This window comes from Hymenobacter canadensis (assembly GCF_027359925.1).
Classification (GTDB): domain Bacteria; phylum Bacteroidota; class Bacteroidia; order Cytophagales; family Hymenobacteraceae; genus Hymenobacter; species Hymenobacter canadensis.
In genome coordinates, this window is record NZ_CP114767.1 from 4,189,640 (window position 1) to 4,204,878 (window position 15,239).

A 15,239-nucleotide genomic window follows, 5' to 3' on the forward strand; every position below is an offset into this window, starting at 1 on the left:
TCGGAACTGCCCATTTGGGAATGTTCTGACGGAATGAAGCGCCGCTTCGTGGTACATACCCGGAGTATACCCCTGCGAATCCGGGAGTTGGGTTGTATCTTTGCGGTCCTGTTCACCAGACCTGTTGCCGTGTTGCTCCTTCGTGAGATTTCAACATTGATGATCAAAGACTTCCGCCTGGAATGGCGGCAGCGCGCGGCCCTCAACGGCATGCTGCTCTACGTGGGCAGCACGGTATTCGTCTGTTACCTGAGCTTTTCGGTACGGGGCGGCATTCCGCCCGCGCCGGCCTGGAATGCCCTGTTCTGGATCATCCTGCTGTTTTCGGCCGTGAATGCCGTGGCGAAGGGCTTTCTGCAGGAAAGCCGGGGCCGTATGCTCTACTACTACACGCTGGTTCGCCCGCAGGCCGTGATTCTGGCCAAAATAGCTTACAACGCCTTGCTGCTGCTGGGTTTGGGGCTGGCGGGGCTGGGCCTGTACCTGCTGATTCTGGGCAACCCCGTGCAGAACGTGCCGCTGTTTGTGGGCAATGTGGCGCTGGGCGCGCTGGGGTTTGCCTCCACGCTCACGCTGGTTTCGGGCATTGCGGCCAAGGCCTCCAACAGCAACACGCTGATGGCCGTGCTGGGCTTCCCGCTCATGATTCCGATGTTGCTTCTGCTGATCAAAGTGTCCAAGAATGCCCTCGACGGTCTGGAATTCGAAGCCAGCCAAAGCTCGCTGCTCACGCTGGTGGCGCTCAACATGATAGTGGTAGCCGTGTCGTATGTGCTTTTCCCGTTTCTGTGGCGCTCCTGATTTTAGAGCATAGTGCTTAATGCCTCGTGCTTAAGCAGTGAGTACAAGTCAAGCAACATCATACTGTTAAAAACTGCCTGTCACTTCACCTGTTTACCTAGTGCTTCACGCAATTCCAATTCAAGCACCACGCACTAACAACAAAGCCCTGAACAACGCATGAAAAACAACTGGTGGAAAGGTCTGACGGTGTTGCTGCTGCTCTACACAGCGGTGGCGGGGCTGCTGGTGCCGGTGCCGCGGCTGGCCATTCTCAACGAAACCATCCGCAACCTCTACTTCCATGTGCCCATGTGGTTCGGGATGACCTTCATCCTGGTGGCCTCGGTGTACTACTCCATCCGCTACCTGCGCACGCCCACACCGGAGCTGGATATCCGCTCGCACGAGTCGGCCCGCATTGGCATTCTGATGGGCTGCGTAGGACTGGCGACGGGCAGCATCTGGGCGCGCTACACCTGGGGCACCTGGTGGACCAACGACCCCAAACTCAACGGCGCGGCCATTGCCATGCTCATCTACGGCGCTTATCTGGTGCTGCGCTCCTCATTCACCGATGAGCAGCAGCGGGCCCGCATTTCGGCCATCTACAACATCTTCGCCTTTGCCACGGCCATGCCGTTGTTCTACATTCTGCCGCGCCTCACCGACTCTCTACACCCCGGCGCGGGCGGCAACCCGGCCTTCGCCAAATACGACCTCGACAACGCCATGCGCGCCGTGTTCTACCCGGCCGTTATCGGCTGGACGCTGCTGGCCTTCTGGCTGGCGCAGGTAGCCAGCCGCATTTCTCTGCTCAAACTCAAGGTATATGAAAAACAGCTTGCGTAGCCTCCGCTCAGGCTTTCTGCTGCTCCTGGCCCTACTGCTGCCCGTGTTGCACGCCGCAGCCCAAACCGCCGACTCGCCCGAAATGGCCGACACTTTCCGCGCCGACGGCAAGATTTACGTGGTAGTGGCCGTCATAACGGTGGTGCTGGCCGGTTTGCTGGCCCTGCTGGTATCCCTGGACCGGAAAGTAAGCCGCTTAGAGCGCGAGTTGAAAGACTAGCGGCCCCTCAGGTCCCCCTGACATAAATCATTGCCGGCTTCTGGTATTCATCGGACTTTTCCGGCCCCTTTTGTTGTTCTGACTGCCCCGGCCACTAAGGCCATCTGTTGCAACCCATGAAAAAAGCACACATCCTTGTCATTGCCGTCATTGCCGTGGCTATTGGCATCATCATGAGCGCCGCCGGCGACGCCAGCGTGTACGTGTCCTTCAGGGAAGCCCGCGAGCGGGCCTCGGAAGGCAACCTGACCAAGGTGCACGTGGTAGGCCGCCTGCCGCGCGACGGCCAGAAAAACATCCTGGGCCTGGAGTACAACCCCGTCCTCGACCCCAACTATTTCGCCTTCACGCTGGTTGATACTAACCGGATTGCCCAGCGCGTCATCTACTTCAACCCCAAGCCCCAGGACTTCGACAAATCGGAGCAGGTGGTGATTACGGGGGCCATGCGCAAGGACATCTTTGTGGCCGACAAGATTCTGCTCAAGTGCCCTTCCAAGTATGTGGAGAAGGATATCAAGGGCGCCACAGCGGCGGTGAACTAGATAGGGAATAGCGCGTCACGCTGAGCTTGCCGAAGCATCTCTCCCGCTGACGTTGCCAGAGTAATTGATTACCACTGCACGCGAGATGCTTCGGCAAGCTCAGCATGACAGTTAGCACTTAGAATCAAATGCTAAATACTTTCATCGGCGACGCCGGGCACCTGAGCGTAATTGTGGCGTTTGTGGCGGCCACCGTGGCGGCATATTCCTACTTCATGGCTGCCCGCGGCCGGGCCCTCGGCGACTCCGACGTGGCGTGGCTGCGTCTCGGCCGGGGCGCTTTCATCGTGCACGGTGTGGCCGTAATGGCTGTTATCGGCTGTTTGTTCGGCATCATCCACGGGCACCGCTACGAGTATTACTACGCCTGGAGCCACTCCAGCAACCACCTGCCGGTGTACTACATGATTTCCTGCTTCTGGGAAGGGCAGGAGGGCAGCTTCCTGCTCTGGATCTTCTGGCACGTGCTGTTGGGTTTCGCCATCATGCGCTGGAACAAGCTTTGGGAGGCCCCCGTCATGGCCGTGTTTGCGGGCGTGCAGCTGTTTCTGACCAGCATGATTCTGGGCGTAGTGACCGGCGGCGTGAAAATCGGCTCCTCGCCCTTCATTCTGCTCCGCGACTTCCTCGTGGATCTGCCTGTATTCAAGCTCAACCCCAACTTCGTGCCCGAAGACGGCACCGGCCTGAACGCCTTGCTCCAGAACTACTGGATGGTGATTCACCCGCCCACGCTGTTCCTGGGCTTTGCCCTGACGCTGGTGCCGTTTGCCTTCGCCATTGCCGGCCTCTGGAAAGGCGAGCTGACCCGCTGGGTGAAGCCGGCGCTGCAGTGGAGCCTGTGGGGCGGCCTCGTGCTGGGCGTGGGCATCGTGATGGGCGCTTACTGGGCCTACGAAACGCTGAACTTCGGCGGCTACTGGAACTGGGACCCGGTGGAAAACGCCGTGTACATTCCGTGGCTGGTGCTGGTGGCCGGCATCCACGCGCTAGTGCTCTGGGACAAGCGCCGCACCGCGCTGCGCACCAGCTTCGTGCTGGTAGTAGCCACCTTCCTGCTGATTCTCTACGCTACCTTCCTTACCCGCTCGGGCGTGCTCGGCAACGCCTCCGTGCACTCGTTCACCGACCTGGGCCTCTCGGGCCAGCTGATGATTTACCTCGGTGCCTTCGTGGTGCTGGCCATCGGGCTGCTGGTGTACCGCTGGAAATCCATTCCGATTTCGGAGAAGGAGCTGACCACCTACAACCCCGAGCTGTGGGTGTTTGTGGGCGCCACGGTGCTGTGCCTGGGCGCGTTCCAGGTGCTCGTGACCACCAGCATTCCGGTGTATAACTCCTTCCTGGGTTTCATCGGCATCAAGTCCAACCTGGCGTTGCCCGCTGACCAGATTGCCCACTACTCCAAAATCCAGCTCTGGATGGGTGTGGGCGTGGCTTTACTTTCTGGCCTGGCGCAGCTGATGTGGTGGCAGCGCAATGACAAATCCACCGTCATCAATGCCGTCGGCACGCCGCTGGTACTCACGCTGCTCGGCTCGGCCCTCGTGATTCTGCTGCTCCGCTACAATGGCCACGAGATTCAGCCGGCCTACATTGCGCTGCTCACGGCCGGCCTGTTTGGCGTGCTGGCTAACATCAGCACCATTGCTCAACTGATTCTGCGCCGCGTGAAGCTCTCGGGTGGCGCGGTGGCTCACTTGGGCATTGCGCTGATGCTGCTGGGGGTGCTGGGCTCGGCCGGCTATTCTAATATCGTGTCCAAGAACGTGTCGGGTCTGGTGTACTCCAAGGAGTTTCCGGAAGACCTGAACCGCGACAACGTGCTGCTGTGGCGCAACGACTCGGCCCCGATGGGTGCCTACGACGTGAGCTATACCGGCCAGTACATTGACGTGCCCGGCGTGCCCGGCTACGTCAACAAGGACCTGCTGTTCCGCACCGCCGACGAGTACAAAGCCCTGGCCCGCGGCGACATCAAGCGTGCCGACAAGGTATACTACAAGGCGGGCGACACGGTGGAGATTCTGCCCGAAAACACCTACTACCGCGTCGAGTACAAGGACCGCGAAACCGGCGAGGCCTTCACGCTCTACCCCCGCGCCCAGGTGAACGAGGAAATGGGCGGCCTGCTGGCTTCGCCTGATATCAAGAAGTTCTTCAACCACGATATCTACTCCCACATCAGCTCCGTGCCCGACCCCAGCAAGGAAAAGGACTGGAGCGAGGTGAAGGAAAGCCAGCTGACCGTCGGCGACACGATTTACCTCAACGACTACTTCGCCGTGTTCCGCGGCGTGGAACCGGCCCAGCAAACCGCCGGCCTGGGCCTCGCCAAAGGCGACTTGGCCATCCAGGCCGACATGATGGTGTTTGGTGAGAAGAAGCAGTACCACGTCCACCCCGTGTTCGTGGTGCGCAACAAGATGATTGGCCGCGTGCCCGACGAAATCGAGGACCTTGGCCTGCGCATCTCGCTGAACACCGTGGACCCCACAGCCGGCAAGTTCACTTTCGGCGTGAGCACCACCCAGAAGGACTACATCATCCTGAAAGCGGTAGAAAAGCCCTTCATCAACCTGCTCTGGAGCGGTACGCTGCTGATGGCGCTGGGCTTCGGGCTGGCGCTGCGCAACGGCATCCGCCGCAAGCAGCCCGCGCCAACTGCCGAACATGTTCCGAGCCGGGTAGCCTCCCGCCAGGCCCGCCCCGAAGCCGTGGCCTAGCGTATTTTGATCCAAGGAAAAGCCCTGACAACGTGCTGTTGTCAGGGCTTTTTTTGCGTTGTGGCAATAAGGGCTCAGGCATAAATACAGGGCCTGCTATTGCTCCATTACCATCCCAGCCCCGGTGCGCAGATGCAGAATGGTTGCCCCGGCCGCCAGCCCAGCCAGGCAAGACCTCGCCTCCAGGCCAGTAGCCGCAGCCGGTAACGGGCGCTGCTGTGCAGCGTTGCTCCCTTGTTATCGGGCGATGACTAAGCGCAACTGGCTGGCAGCTGGCCACCAAGCACAAAAAAAGGGCAGCCACCAGGGCTGCCCTTTTGAAGAGTTACGCGGCGCGTAGTCTACTTGGTGATGGTCAGCTGACGCACGGTGTAGTCGGCGCCGGTCTGCACCTTCAGCAGGTACATGCCGTTGGCGAGGTCCGAGAGGTTCACTTCGTTGGTGAAGTTGTCCTTCAGTGCGGCCGTGTGCACCGTCTGGCCCAGCATGTTCACCACGCTCACCTGCAGGTTGCCTTTGGCGTTGGCGCCGCGCACGTCCAGTTTCACCAGGCCCGTAGATGGGTTAGGATACATGGCAATAGCGCGGTTCAGAGCTTCCGAAGTTGCCTGGGTACCGCCATTAGTAACTGCCTCAATCATGAAGCGGCCCAAGCTATTGGCTGCAGCATCTGCCGGAGCGCCGCCCGTGAGGGCAGTAGTGTAGAACGTACCGGTACGGGTAGGATCTTCCACTTGCAGGCCCAGTGGGAAGAAGGGAGCCGTACCGGTCGGAGCAGCGGCCTGCGCGAAGCCCGCATAGAATTCGCCGGCCGGAATAGTAACCGGAGTGGCGAACGTAAACGTTTTGGAAGTGCCGATGTCGCTGGTCTGGATAACGTAGTCAGGCGTACGGCCCAGAAGAGCGCCGGCATTGTCAAGCACTACAGCGTATACTGTGCGTCCAACGGCCGCCGTGCCGCCTTCCAGACGAGTGTTGATAGCCGTAACCGTGCGCGGAGCAGCAGCAGTGTATTTTACGGCAAAAATACCCGTGCCGGCAGCTGCACCCTGATTTGCCGTGAAGCCTACGCTGCCGTTGGTAGCAGCTACCGAAGGATCAGCAGCAGCAAACGTGGTAGCCTGAACCTGCTGGCTGTATGTTTGAGTGTTGTTGCCATTGGCGCCGTCGGCCGGAACCGTTACGGCAATGGCATTGGTCCCATTAGCTACGGGCGTAAACGTGTTAAACGTAACGGTTGCAACTGCGCCAGGAGCCAGCGTGGCTACAATTTTAGCATCGGCAAAGGTGTTGGCTCCCGTTACATTCAGCGTTACGGGTAGGTTGGTGAGAGCAGCCGTACCTGTGTTACGTATTACCGTCTGAATTACCTGCGGAGCGATAGGCGTTTTGCCCAATGCGTACATCGTAACGACTGCTGCATCGTTGGCTGGGGCCGGGTTGAATCCATACGTGCGGCCTGCATCCGGCAGCACGGCGCTACGCACGTTGTGGGCGTTGCCCGTGTAGTTGCCGGCTACGAAAGAAGCCAGCGACCATGCCTGTACCGAGCCCTTCGTTACCAGAACGGAGGTAGTAGCCGTATTGCCGGAGCCTTTGATGCCTACGCCGGCAGCCTTGAACGCATCGGGGCCCGCGCCGGCGGTGGCACTGCTGTACACAAACTCCACGCGGTTAGACGTTTCGTAGAGCTTCACCTGGAAGGAGATATTGGCGAACTGCTTACCTGCGGGCAGTTTGTCGCTCACGTTTTTCCACTGGATGGTGGTTACGCGCGAACCAGCTGCTCCCGTCGTGGCTACGCGGTATTCGGTGGTGGCGGTGCCTTCCAGATCCAGGTTCAGCGGCAGGAGCAGGTTGGTTTCGGTAGCGGTGTTCAGCGGACCACCGGCTGCAGCCTGAGGATCTGCATAGAAGAAAGGGGCTGCCGGAGCAGTGGTGCCCAGTTTCAGAAAACCGTTGGTGTTGAGTACGAAATCGGTAAACGCCGTACCGTTGAAGTTGAACGTGAAGCCAATAGGCGTGGAAGCCGAGTTAGCGTCGTCGTTGTTCGGCGTGGTAATAACGGTGCCGCTCGTGCCCAGGTCGGTGTAGGTGCCAGCCGAGTTGCTGGTACCGAACAAGTTGTAATTAAGCGCCTGTGCTTGTGCGGCGGTGGTACCGGCCAAGCCGAGCATAGCCGCTAGCGCCAGCTTGCGCCAAGGCGCAGTGTACGAATGTGTCATACGGGTAAGAGTGTTGGAAATGGTGAAGGGGTAAGAGTGGAAAAGACGAGAAATATGCCGTTAAACCAATATTTAAGGGCAACTCTTGAGCTTACAAGTTGAATACTTTTCCTGAGAACTACACAAGTCCTACCCGTAAAGCCATATTTCTGCCCGTACTTTTACACCATCCCTCAGCCCTCGTTTCTGCTTATGATTCCTGATCCGGTTCATCCTCTGCGCGTTGTGTTATTGGGTGCGGGCCGGGTAGCCAGCCAGCTGGCGCCGGCGCTGCACCAGGCCGGCCACCAGTTGGCCGGCGTATGGAGCCGCAACCCCGCCACCGCCGCCGCGCTGGCCGCCACTGTTCCCGGCACGCTCGTGCTGCCTACCCCCGATTTCGCCGCCCTGCCCCCCGCCGACATGTACCTGCTGGCCGTGCCCGATGCCGCCATTCCGGCGGTGCTGGCGCAGGCCCGCTTCCAGGCGGGGGCGCTGGTGGCGCACACCTCGGGCACGGTGCCGCTCAGCATCTTCGAGGATATGCCGGACATCGTGGGGGGCGTGTTCTACCCGCTCCAAACCTTCAGTGCCGGGCGTGCCGTTGACTGGCGCACGGTGCCGCTGTGCGTGGAAGGCGCCACGCCTGCGGCCCAGGCCACGCTGCTGGCGCTGGCCCATACCCTGAGCGGCAGCGTGCAGGCAGTGGGCACACCGCAGCGGCAGGCCATTCATATTGCCGCCGTGTTTGCCTGCAACTTCACCAATCACCTGCTGGGCATCAGCCACGCGTTGCTGGCGCAGCAGCAGCTGCCGCTGGCGCTGCTGGCCCCGCTGCTCCACGAAACCGTGGAAAAGGCCCTGGCGCATCCTCCATTCACGATGCAAACCGGCCCGGCCGCCCGGCAGGATGTGCCCACCCTGGCCCGGCATCAGGCCGCCCTGGCTCCGTATCCGGCCTGGCTGCAGGTATATAACGCCCTGACCAGTAGTATTCAGGCGCAGTTGCCCGCCCCGCCCGCAAACAACCAGGGGGCGGTAGTGCTTTGAATCCGGGGGAGGCGTGCGTACCTTCGTGCCTTCATTTTTTGCCTCGTCAGAAGATTTTTTTGTGAAAGCTGTTAACATCACCTTCCAATTTCAAGACGGCCAGCCCGAGCAGACCCACGTGGCCGCCGAGGGCGAATCGGTGCTGGACGTGGCCCTCAACAACGGCATCCAGCTGCAGCACAACTGCGGCGGCGTCTGCGGCTGCAGCACCTGCCACGTATATGTGCAGCGCGGCGAAGCCGACCTGCCCGAAATCAGCGACAAGGAGGAAGACTTCATTGACCGCGCCGTGAATCCGCGCATCAACTCGCGCCTGGGCTGCCAGTGCGTCGTGCAGGCTTCCAGCCAGGATCTGGTTATTCTCATTCCGGCTCAGGAGTTCCTGGGCCACTAGTTTGAATGTGCCGATTATCGGTCGTGCGGATGTGCTGAGCACGTCCGCCACGCTGCGCAGTTCATTCGTGCGGCAAAACATCCAATAATCAGCACATAAGTACACCCAACAATCAGCACATCTCCCTATGGCCCATTTCGAGCCCCCCATCCATTGGAACGATCACGAAGATGTGGCCATTGCCCTGTACGAAAAGTTCGGCGACGACTTCTCCGAAGCCAAAATCTACCGCATCCGCTTCACCGAGCTGATTGAGTGGGTGCTGGAACTGCCCAACTTCGACGGCACCCGCGAGCAGGCCAACGAAGGCCATCTGGAGCAGATCCAGGCCAAGTGGGTGTATGAGTGGCGCGACAACCAGAAATAGGCCGCCTGCTGCAGGCATTCCGGCTTCTTCGCCTTCGTTCCTAGTTTCCGCTCCCGAATTCCGCTGCTATGTCGCCAGACTTATCTGTTATTAAGGCCTTTATTCTTGATGTAGACGGCGTGCTCACCGATGGTACGCTGCTGGCCTTCAACTCCGGCGAGCAGGCCCGCGCCTTCCATATCCGCGACGGCTACGCCATCCGGCACGCGCTGCGCCAGGGCTACCGCATTGCCGTTATTTCGGGCCGTGAGGAAGAAGGCGTGCGCAAGCGTCTGGAGTCGCTGGACGTGCGTGATATGTACCTGGGTGTTGATGATAAGATGAAAATCTTCAACAACTACATCAACACCTACCGCCTCGACCCGGCCAACATTGCCTACATGGGCGACGACATGCCCGACCTGGAAGTAATGCGCCGTTGCGCCCTGGCCGCCTGCCCCGCCGATGCAGCTGCCGATGTGCGCGCCATCAGCACCTACGTGTCGGCGCTGCCCGGTGGGCACGGGGCCGTGCGGGAGCTGATTGAAGCCGTGATGAAAGAGCAAAAGACTTGGTAATTAGTTGCTTGGATGCGTTGTAGCACGGTTTTTGGAGCCGCGAGACCCTGCCCAAACCGGGTTGCGTTTTTCCGAATTACCTCTATCTTTACCCACTCATCCATTCAACATTTTCTTCTTTTTTCATGAAAACAGGAACCGTAAAATTCTTTAATGAGGCAAAAGGCTACGGCTTCATTACGGATGATGTAACGAAGGAAGATTTCTTCGTGCATATTACCGGCCTGAACGGCGGCCAGGTACAACAGAACGACCGGGTGGAATTTGAGACGCAGGAAGGCCGCAAAGGCGTGAATGCCGTGAATGTGAAGAGAGTGTAGATTCCGGTTCCGACTTGTTTTATAAGCATCTGGAAAGCCTCTCCTCAGTTGGAGAGGCTTTCTTTTTTGCCAGTGCGGCCCACCCGTGGCCGGTGCTGCGGGCCTGTGGTAAGACTTTGTATTTTGCGTGTATATGTCTGTAGTTGCCCCTTTTTCGTCTGCTGATGCGGCGCCCGAGCCGATGGAGCCGCACGGCGGAACGGGGCTGCGGCCGGTGGCGCAGCTGATTCGGCTGCCCAACCTGCTGATGATGCTGCTGTGCCTGGTGCTGGTGCGCGCGGGCCTGCTGCAGCCCACCCGGCCGCTCCAGTCGCTGTTCGACTGGCGCTTTGGGGTGCTGGCCGTGGCGGCCCTTTGCGTGGCGGCCGCCGGCTACATCATCAACGACTACTACGACGTCAAGATTGACGCCATCAACCGGCCCGACCGGCTGGTGGTGGGCCGCGTAGTGAACCGCCGTCGGGCCATGCTGGCTCACATGCTGCTTTCGGGGGTGGGCGTGGCACTGAGCGGGATGTTGTCGCCGCTGCTGGGTCTCGTGAACCTGGGCTCGGCGCTGCTGCTGTGGGGGTACTCGGTGCGGTTCAAGCGGGTGGCGCTGGTGGGCAACGTCAGCATTGCCACTCTCACCGGGGCGCTGGTGCTGCTGCCCGAACTGCAGCTCCGGACCGGTGTGGCGAGCGTGTGGCAGTATGCGCTTGCGGCGTTTCTGCTGACCGTGGTGCGCGAAATCGTGAAAGACGTGGAAGACATGCGCGGCGACGCCCAGCATGACTGCCGCACGCTGCCCATTGCGTGGGGCGTGGCCCGCACTAAGTGGGTAGCGGGCCTGTTTCTGGCGGCGCTGGTGGCGCTGGTGGCCGGAGCCTGCGGCTACGCCCTCACCCACAGTCATTTGGTGCTGGGTTTGTGGCTGCTGGCAGCGGTGCTGGGGCCGTCGTTGTGGCTGGGCCGCCTGCTGCTGCGTGCCGACCGGCGGCGGCATTTTGCGCATCTGAGTAGCTGGTGCAAAGGCATTATGCTGGCCGGTGTGCTGTCGATGCTGCTGGTAGAGGTGCTGCGGTAAAACCGTAGGCGGCTCCCTTGCGTTAGCGCAACTATGCACGCTGCTGATATCCCTGATGTCTGTTGAAAAGTAGCCTGTAACCCATTTATCCCCCACTTTCTGAAGCTCTTTATGCGCTTTCTCTACATGCCGCTGGCACTGTGTCTGCTGGCCCGGCTTGGCAATGCCCAGGTAATTACCGACAGCGTTTCGGCGCCCGCTCCCGGCCTTGGCCGCACCACCGCCGCCACCCCCAAGAAGTCTATGTTTGCGCCCAGCGACAAACCCAGCTTCATTCCCGTTCCGATTGCCTTCTACCAGCAGGAAACCGGCTTTGCGGCTGGTGCCGCCATCCTGCCGGTGTGGCGCTTCGGCACCGATACCACGGTGCGCAAGTCCAACGCCCGCCTGATTGCCTGGTACTCGCAGGAAAAGCAGAGCACCATCCAGCTGACGCACACCATATTCACGCCCGGCGAGAAATACTTCTTCACCGGCGAGCTAAGCCGCTACGACCAGAAGCTGTTCTACTACGGCCTCGGCAACGACAACTCCAAGGACAACGAGTCGGAGCTGGCCTACACGCTCATCATCTTCGATCAGAAGGCCATGAAGCGCGTGGCGCCTAACCTGTTTGCCGGGGTGCGCTACCGCTTCACCAACACCACCGACATCGAGCCCCAGGGCACCGCCGACAACGGCGCCTCCAACTATTTCACCCGCGACCCGCGCCTTACGGACCGCGAGCGGCAGGATACCCGGATTTCGGGTGTGGGCCCGGCTTTGCTCTTTGACGGCCGCGACAACGTACTGGCTACCTACCGCGGCTCGTTCGTGGACGCCCACGCGCTCTTCAACGGCGACGGTATCGGCTCCGACTACAAGTTCACGCGCTACCAGGTGGATGCCCGCCACTTCCGGCCGCTGTTCGGCTCCAACAATACCATTCTGGCCCTCAACTACCTCGGCTCGTTCCATTCCGGTACTGTGCCGTTCCGTGAGCTGGGCGGCCTGGGCGCCAACCTCGGCGGCGCGCTCTACAACAACGCCGGCCTGATGCGCGGCCTCTACGAAACCCGCTTCCGCGACCGGCAGATGATGACCTTTCAGGCAGAGTTGCGCCAGAAGCTGTTCTGGCGCATCGATGGCGCCGTATTCGCCGGGGCTGGCCAGGTGGGCTACAAGCTCTCCGACTACGCCCTCGACCAAACCCGCTACGCCGGGGGCGCGGGCCTGCGCTTCCGCTTCAACCGCCGCGACCGGCTCAACATCCGCCTGGACTATGCCGGCGGCACCGACACGGCTCCGAGCATCTATTTCGCCGTGGGCGAAGCCTTCTAGAGCCTGTTATGCACTGGTAGCGTAATTTGGGGTATGGCACAGCAAAGCGGATACCCCAGCGACGTATCGGATACAGAATGGATGTTTGTAGCACCCTATTTGGCCCTGGTGCGGGAAGAGGCGCCGCAACGCGAGCATGCGCTGCGCGATGTGTTCAACGCCCTGCGTTACCTGGTCAAAACTGGCTGCGGCTGGCGTTACCTGCCCCACGACTTGCCGCCCTGGGCCGCCGTGTATCAACAATGGGCCCGATGGCGGGATAACCGCTGTTTTGAGCACATGATGGCCGATTTGCGCGAACTGGCACGGGTGCTGGCCGGCCGCGAGGCCGAGCCCACGGCCGTGATTCTGGACTCGCGCACGGTGCAGAGCACACCCGAAAGCGGGGCCCGCGCCGGTTACGACGGGGCCAAGCGGCGCAAGGGCAGCAAGGTGCACGTGGCCGTCGACACGCTGGGCCACCTGCTGGCCGCCGTCGTCACGCCGGCCAACGAATCCGACCGCGGGCAGGTGGAGGCGCTCTGCCAGCGAGTGCAGCAGGTCACGGGCCAAAAGGTACAGGTGGCGTATGTGGATCAGGGCTACACGGGCGAGGCAGCCGAATACGCCGCTGCCGTGCACGATATTGACTTACGGGTTATTGCCAAGCCAGCCGGACAAACCGGCTTTGTGCTGTTGCCCCGCCGCTGGGTCGTCGAGCGCAGCTTCGGCTGGGCCGCTCGCTTCCGACGCTTGGCCCGCGACTACGAACGCCTGGCCCTGACCATGCAACAGTTTCATTTCCTGGCCTTCGCGACACTCTTGCTGGCAAAAGGCGTTTTTCGCGCCACTAGTCCATAACAGGCTCTAGCACGTTCTGCTTTCACGCAAAAGCGCCGTCCGGTCTTCCGGGCGGCGCTTTTTGTTTGATAAAAGCCTGGCAGCCATTCGTTAAAAAGCTGTTCAGAGACGAATGCAGTAGGCTGCACGTCTTCTGCGCAGGATTTGCGTAAAAGATGGCCTGATGGATTCTGCTACTGTCGTCTTATCATCCCAGGCATCTGCCCAGGCCTGCGCTACGGCCAGTCTGTGGCAACACCTGGCGCCGCCGGCTGCCACGCTGGCGGTTTGCGTCATCATTCCGGCCAAGGATGAGGCCAGCCAGTTCCCCGAAACCCTGGCGGCGCTGGCGGCCCAGGTAGACGAGCACGGCCAGCCGCTGCCACCCGGCAGCTACGAGGTGCTGGTGCTGGCCAACAACTGCCACGACCGCACGGCCGCCGTGGTGCGCAATTTTGCCTACTCGCACCCTTTGATGGTGGTGCAGGTTGCCGAAGTTGTGCTGGCCGCCCCCGAAGCCCACGTGGGCCGGGCCCGCCGCCTGCTGATGGATGAGGCCTGCCGCCGACTGGAACAAACGGCCGGCTCCCGCGGCATCATTGCCAGCACCGACGCCGACACGCGCGTGGCGGCCACCTGGCTGGCCGCCACGCAGGCCGAATTTGCCGCCGGCGCCGATGCCGTGGGCGGGCGCATTTACCCGGAGGCCGTTGCCGGTGAGGTCTGCGTGCGGCGCACCCATCTGCGCGATGCCCGCTACCGCCTGCTGCGGGCCCGACTCGAAGCCCTGCTCGACCCCGACCCTGCCGACATGTGGCCGCGCCATCACCAGCACTTCGGGGCCAGCCTGGCGCTTACTGTGGCCGCTTACCGCCTAGTTGGCGGGCTGCCTGTGGTGCCTTATCTGGAAGACGAGGCGCTCTGGCAGGCCCTGCGAAGCCACGATTTGCGCCTGCGCCACAGCCCCAAAGTGTGCGTCAGCACCTCAGGGCGGCACCAGGGGCGGGTAGAAGTGGGCCTGTCGTGGCAGTTGCGGGAGTGGGCCAGCCTGCTGCACCAGCAGCGGGAGCCTTACGTGGAAAGCGGCGCCAGCCTGGCCGCCGAGTGGCAGGCCCGCCGGCAGCTGCGGCAACTGTGGAAGGAAACTCAGGCGCAGTCTGCGCGTGTGCCGCACTGCGTGCAGCTGGCGGCGGCGCTGAGTGTGCCTGCCAGCGGGTTAGCGCGGGAGCTGGCCGCTGTCACTTCCTTCGGAATGCTGTGGGAATGGGTGATGCAGCACCGTGCCCGGTGGCGGCGTCAGCGTTTGGTGCCACTCACGCAGGCTATTCTGGAACTGCGGCAGCTACTGGAGCGCCACGAGCCGGGAGTAGCCAGCCAGGTGCTGCCGGGCGCCCCGCGCATACGCTAGCTTTTACTTAGCAGGTCGAGCCGGTATTGCGCTGCCCGGTGGCCGTGCACGTGCGTCAGCGGGGCGCCAGAGCCAGCTTGGGACAGAAAGAAGTCATGCACTTCGTCGCCGGTGAGTGGGTAGTCGTGCACGGGCGGAGTCCAGTGCACCAGCAGCAGATGCCCGCCCGGTTGCAGCGCCGAGAGCAGCGCCGTGGCTACGCGCTCCAGGTCGGGCATGGCCCAGTAGTAGCCAACTTCCGAGAGTACCATCAGATCGAAGCGACGGTCTGTGGGGAAGTCATCGGGCAGAGTCAGGCGCTGAAATTCCACCTGGGGCAGGTGCGCACACCGTTGCCGGGCCCGCACCAAGGGTGCTTCCGCCACATCAATCGACAGCAGGTGCCGGCAACGGGGCGCAAGCATTTCGGTGAGTACTCCCAATGAGCAGCCTACCTCAAACCCACTTGCGTAGTGCCGCTCCGGCGGCAGTGCGGCCAGCGTGTCGGCGTATTTGGCGTGCTCGTAAGGGCTGGTTTCGAAGTTCCACGGGTCCGTATTGGCGCGGTAGACTGCTTCAAAGTAATCGGGCGGCAGCGTGTTGGGTTGCTGAGAGTTCATAACGGAAGGCAG

16 protein-coding genes are annotated in these 15,239 nt (G+C 61.4%); 14 read left to right on the forward strand and 2 right to left on the reverse strand.

The features are described from left to right. Nucleotides 1–159 precede the first annotated feature (159 nt). From O3303_RS17840 to ccsA, 5 genes are all read left to right on the forward strand, one after another. Nucleotides 160–801, forward strand: coding sequence for a heme exporter protein CcmB (locus O3303_RS17840; protein ID WP_187314549.1), 642 nt, complete (start codon nucleotides 160–162; stop codon nucleotides 799–801). 159 nt (nucleotides 802–960) lie between these two features. Then, nucleotides 961–1,632 carry a cytochrome c biogenesis protein gene (locus tag O3303_RS17845; RefSeq protein WP_269559724.1) on the forward strand — a complete coding sequence of 224 codons (672 nt, stop codon included), beginning with the start codon at nucleotides 961–963 and terminating at the stop codon, nucleotides 1,630–1,632. After that, nucleotides 1,613–1,852: a CcmD family protein gene (locus tag O3303_RS17850; RefSeq protein ID WP_269559725.1), complete on the forward strand. Its 240-nt coding sequence runs from the start codon at nucleotides 1,613–1,615 to the stop codon at nucleotides 1,850–1,852. The genes O3303_RS17845 and O3303_RS17850 overlap by 20 nt, the downstream gene beginning before the upstream one ends. Before the next feature lie 116 nt (nucleotides 1,853–1,968). Continuing rightward, the gene (locus tag O3303_RS17855; RefSeq protein WP_269559726.1) at nucleotides 1,969–2,397 is read left to right on the forward strand and encodes a cytochrome c maturation protein CcmE domain-containing protein; all 429 of its coding nucleotides are present in this window, start codon (nucleotides 1,969–1,971) and stop codon (nucleotides 2,395–2,397) included. Between the two features lie 128 nt (nucleotides 2,398–2,525). Further along, complete coding sequence (gene ccsA, locus O3303_RS17860; RefSeq protein ID WP_269559727.1) at nucleotides 2,526–5,123, forward strand: cytochrome c biogenesis protein CcsA; 2,598 nt, start codon at nucleotides 2,526–2,528, stop codon at nucleotides 5,121–5,123. A gap of 341 nt (nucleotides 5,124–5,464) precedes the next feature. Here the strand turns inward: ccsA and O3303_RS17865 are convergent, their stop codons facing one another. Further along, entirely contained in the window at nucleotides 5,465–7,348 is a 1,884-nt protein-coding gene (locus O3303_RS17865) for a T9SS type A sorting domain-containing protein (RefSeq protein WP_269559728.1), read from the reverse strand. 192 nt (nucleotides 7,349–7,540) lie between these two features. On the opposite strand from O3303_RS17865, the gene O3303_RS17870 reads away from it, so the two are divergent. The 9 genes from O3303_RS17870 (at nucleotide 7,541) to O3303_RS17910 (ending at nucleotide 14,628) form a co-directional block, all read left to right on the forward strand. Then, nucleotides 7,541–8,377, forward strand: coding sequence for a Rossmann-like and DUF2520 domain-containing protein (locus O3303_RS17870; RefSeq protein WP_269559729.1), 837 nt, complete (start codon nucleotides 7,541–7,543; stop codon nucleotides 8,375–8,377). Nucleotides 8,378–8,438: 61 nt separating this feature from the next. After that, a complete protein-coding gene (locus O3303_RS17875) occupies nucleotides 8,439–8,771 on the forward strand; it encodes a 2Fe-2S iron-sulfur cluster-binding protein (RefSeq protein WP_044014352.1) in 333 nt (110 codons plus the stop codon). 127 nt (nucleotides 8,772–8,898) lie between these two features. Further along, complete coding sequence (iscX, locus tag O3303_RS17880; protein WP_269559730.1) at nucleotides 8,899–9,138, forward strand: Fe-S cluster assembly protein IscX; 240 nt, start codon at nucleotides 8,899–8,901, stop codon at nucleotides 9,136–9,138. A gap of 68 nt (nucleotides 9,139–9,206) precedes the next feature. Further along, nucleotides 9,207–9,695, forward strand: a complete 489-nt coding sequence (locus O3303_RS17885) for a KdsC family phosphatase (RefSeq protein ID WP_269559731.1) — start codon at nucleotides 9,207–9,209, stop codon at nucleotides 9,693–9,695. Nucleotides 9,696–9,820: 125 nt separating this feature from the next. After that, nucleotides 9,821–10,015, forward strand: coding sequence for a cold-shock protein (locus O3303_RS17890; RefSeq protein ID WP_044014346.1), 195 nt, complete (start codon nucleotides 9,821–9,823; stop codon nucleotides 10,013–10,015). A gap of 133 nt (nucleotides 10,016–10,148) precedes the next feature. Beyond that, complete coding sequence (locus tag O3303_RS17895) at nucleotides 10,149–11,081, forward strand: geranylgeranylglycerol-phosphate geranylgeranyltransferase (protein ID WP_269559732.1); 933 nt, start codon at nucleotides 10,149–10,151, stop codon at nucleotides 11,079–11,081. A gap of 111 nt (nucleotides 11,082–11,192) precedes the next feature. Then, nucleotides 11,193–12,401: a BamA/TamA family outer membrane protein gene (locus O3303_RS17900; protein ID WP_269559733.1), complete on the forward strand. Its 1,209-nt coding sequence runs from the start codon at nucleotides 11,193–11,195 to the stop codon at nucleotides 12,399–12,401. Nucleotides 12,402–12,434: 33 nt separating this feature from the next. Next, nucleotides 12,435–13,241: an IS5 family transposase gene (locus O3303_RS17905; RefSeq protein WP_269558484.1), complete on the forward strand. Its 807-nt coding sequence runs from the start codon at nucleotides 12,435–12,437 to the stop codon at nucleotides 13,239–13,241. Between the two features lie 163 nt (nucleotides 13,242–13,404). Then, nucleotides 13,405–14,628 carry a glycosyltransferase family 2 protein gene (locus tag O3303_RS17910; RefSeq protein ID WP_269559734.1) on the forward strand — a complete coding sequence of 408 codons (1,224 nt, stop codon included), beginning with the start codon at nucleotides 13,405–13,407 and terminating at the stop codon, nucleotides 14,626–14,628. Here the strand turns inward: O3303_RS17910 and O3303_RS17915 are convergent. Next, the gene (locus O3303_RS17915) at nucleotides 14,625–15,227 is read right to left on the reverse strand and encodes a class I SAM-dependent DNA methyltransferase (RefSeq protein WP_269559735.1); all 603 of its coding nucleotides are present in this window, start codon (nucleotides 15,225–15,227) and stop codon (nucleotides 14,625–14,627) included. The genes O3303_RS17910 and O3303_RS17915 overlap by 4 nt on opposite strands. Nucleotides 15,228–15,239 lie beyond the last annotated feature (12 nt).

Coding starts and splice junctions, on each gene's coding strand:
- O3303_RS17840 (WP_187314549.1), top strand. CDS start 160: ATGATCAAAGACTTCCGCCTGGAATGGCGGCAGCGCGCGGCCCTCAAC.
- O3303_RS17845 (WP_269559724.1), top strand. CDS start 961: ATGAAAAACAACTGGTGGAAAGGTCTGACGGTGTTGCTGCTGCTCTAC.
- O3303_RS17850 (WP_269559725.1), top strand. CDS start 1,613: ATGAAAAACAGCTTGCGTAGCCTCCGCTCAGGCTTTCTGCTGCTCCTG.
- O3303_RS17855 (WP_269559726.1), top strand. CDS start 1,969: ATGAAAAAAGCACACATCCTTGTCATTGCCGTCATTGCCGTGGCTATT.
- ccsA (WP_269559727.1), top strand. CDS start 2,526: ATGCTAAATACTTTCATCGGCGACGCCGGGCACCTGAGCGTAATTGTG.
- O3303_RS17865 (WP_269559728.1), bottom strand. CDS start 7,348: ATGACACATTCGTACACTGCGCCTTGGCGCAAGCTGGCGCTAGCGGCT.
- O3303_RS17870 (WP_269559729.1), top strand. CDS start 7,541: ATGATTCCTGATCCGGTTCATCCTCTGCGCGTTGTGTTATTGGGTGCG.
- iscX (WP_269559730.1), top strand. CDS start 8,899: ATGGCCCATTTCGAGCCCCCCATCCATTGGAACGATCACGAAGATGTG.
- O3303_RS17885 (WP_269559731.1), top strand. CDS start 9,207: ATGTCGCCAGACTTATCTGTTATTAAGGCCTTTATTCTTGATGTAGAC.
- O3303_RS17890 (WP_044014346.1), top strand. CDS start 9,821: ATGAAAACAGGAACCGTAAAATTCTTTAATGAGGCAAAAGGCTACGGC.
- O3303_RS17895 (WP_269559732.1), top strand. CDS start 10,149: ATGTCTGTAGTTGCCCCTTTTTCGTCTGCTGATGCGGCGCCCGAGCCG.
- O3303_RS17900 (WP_269559733.1), top strand. CDS start 11,193: ATGCGCTTTCTCTACATGCCGCTGGCACTGTGTCTGCTGGCCCGGCTT.
- O3303_RS17905 (WP_269558484.1), top strand. CDS start 12,435: ATGGCACAGCAAAGCGGATACCCCAGCGACGTATCGGATACAGAATGG.
- O3303_RS17910 (WP_269559734.1), top strand. CDS start 13,405: ATGGATTCTGCTACTGTCGTCTTATCATCCCAGGCATCTGCCCAGGCC.
- O3303_RS17915 (WP_269559735.1), bottom strand. CDS start 15,227: ATGAACTCTCAGCAACCCAACACGCTGCCGCCCGATTACTTTGAAGCA.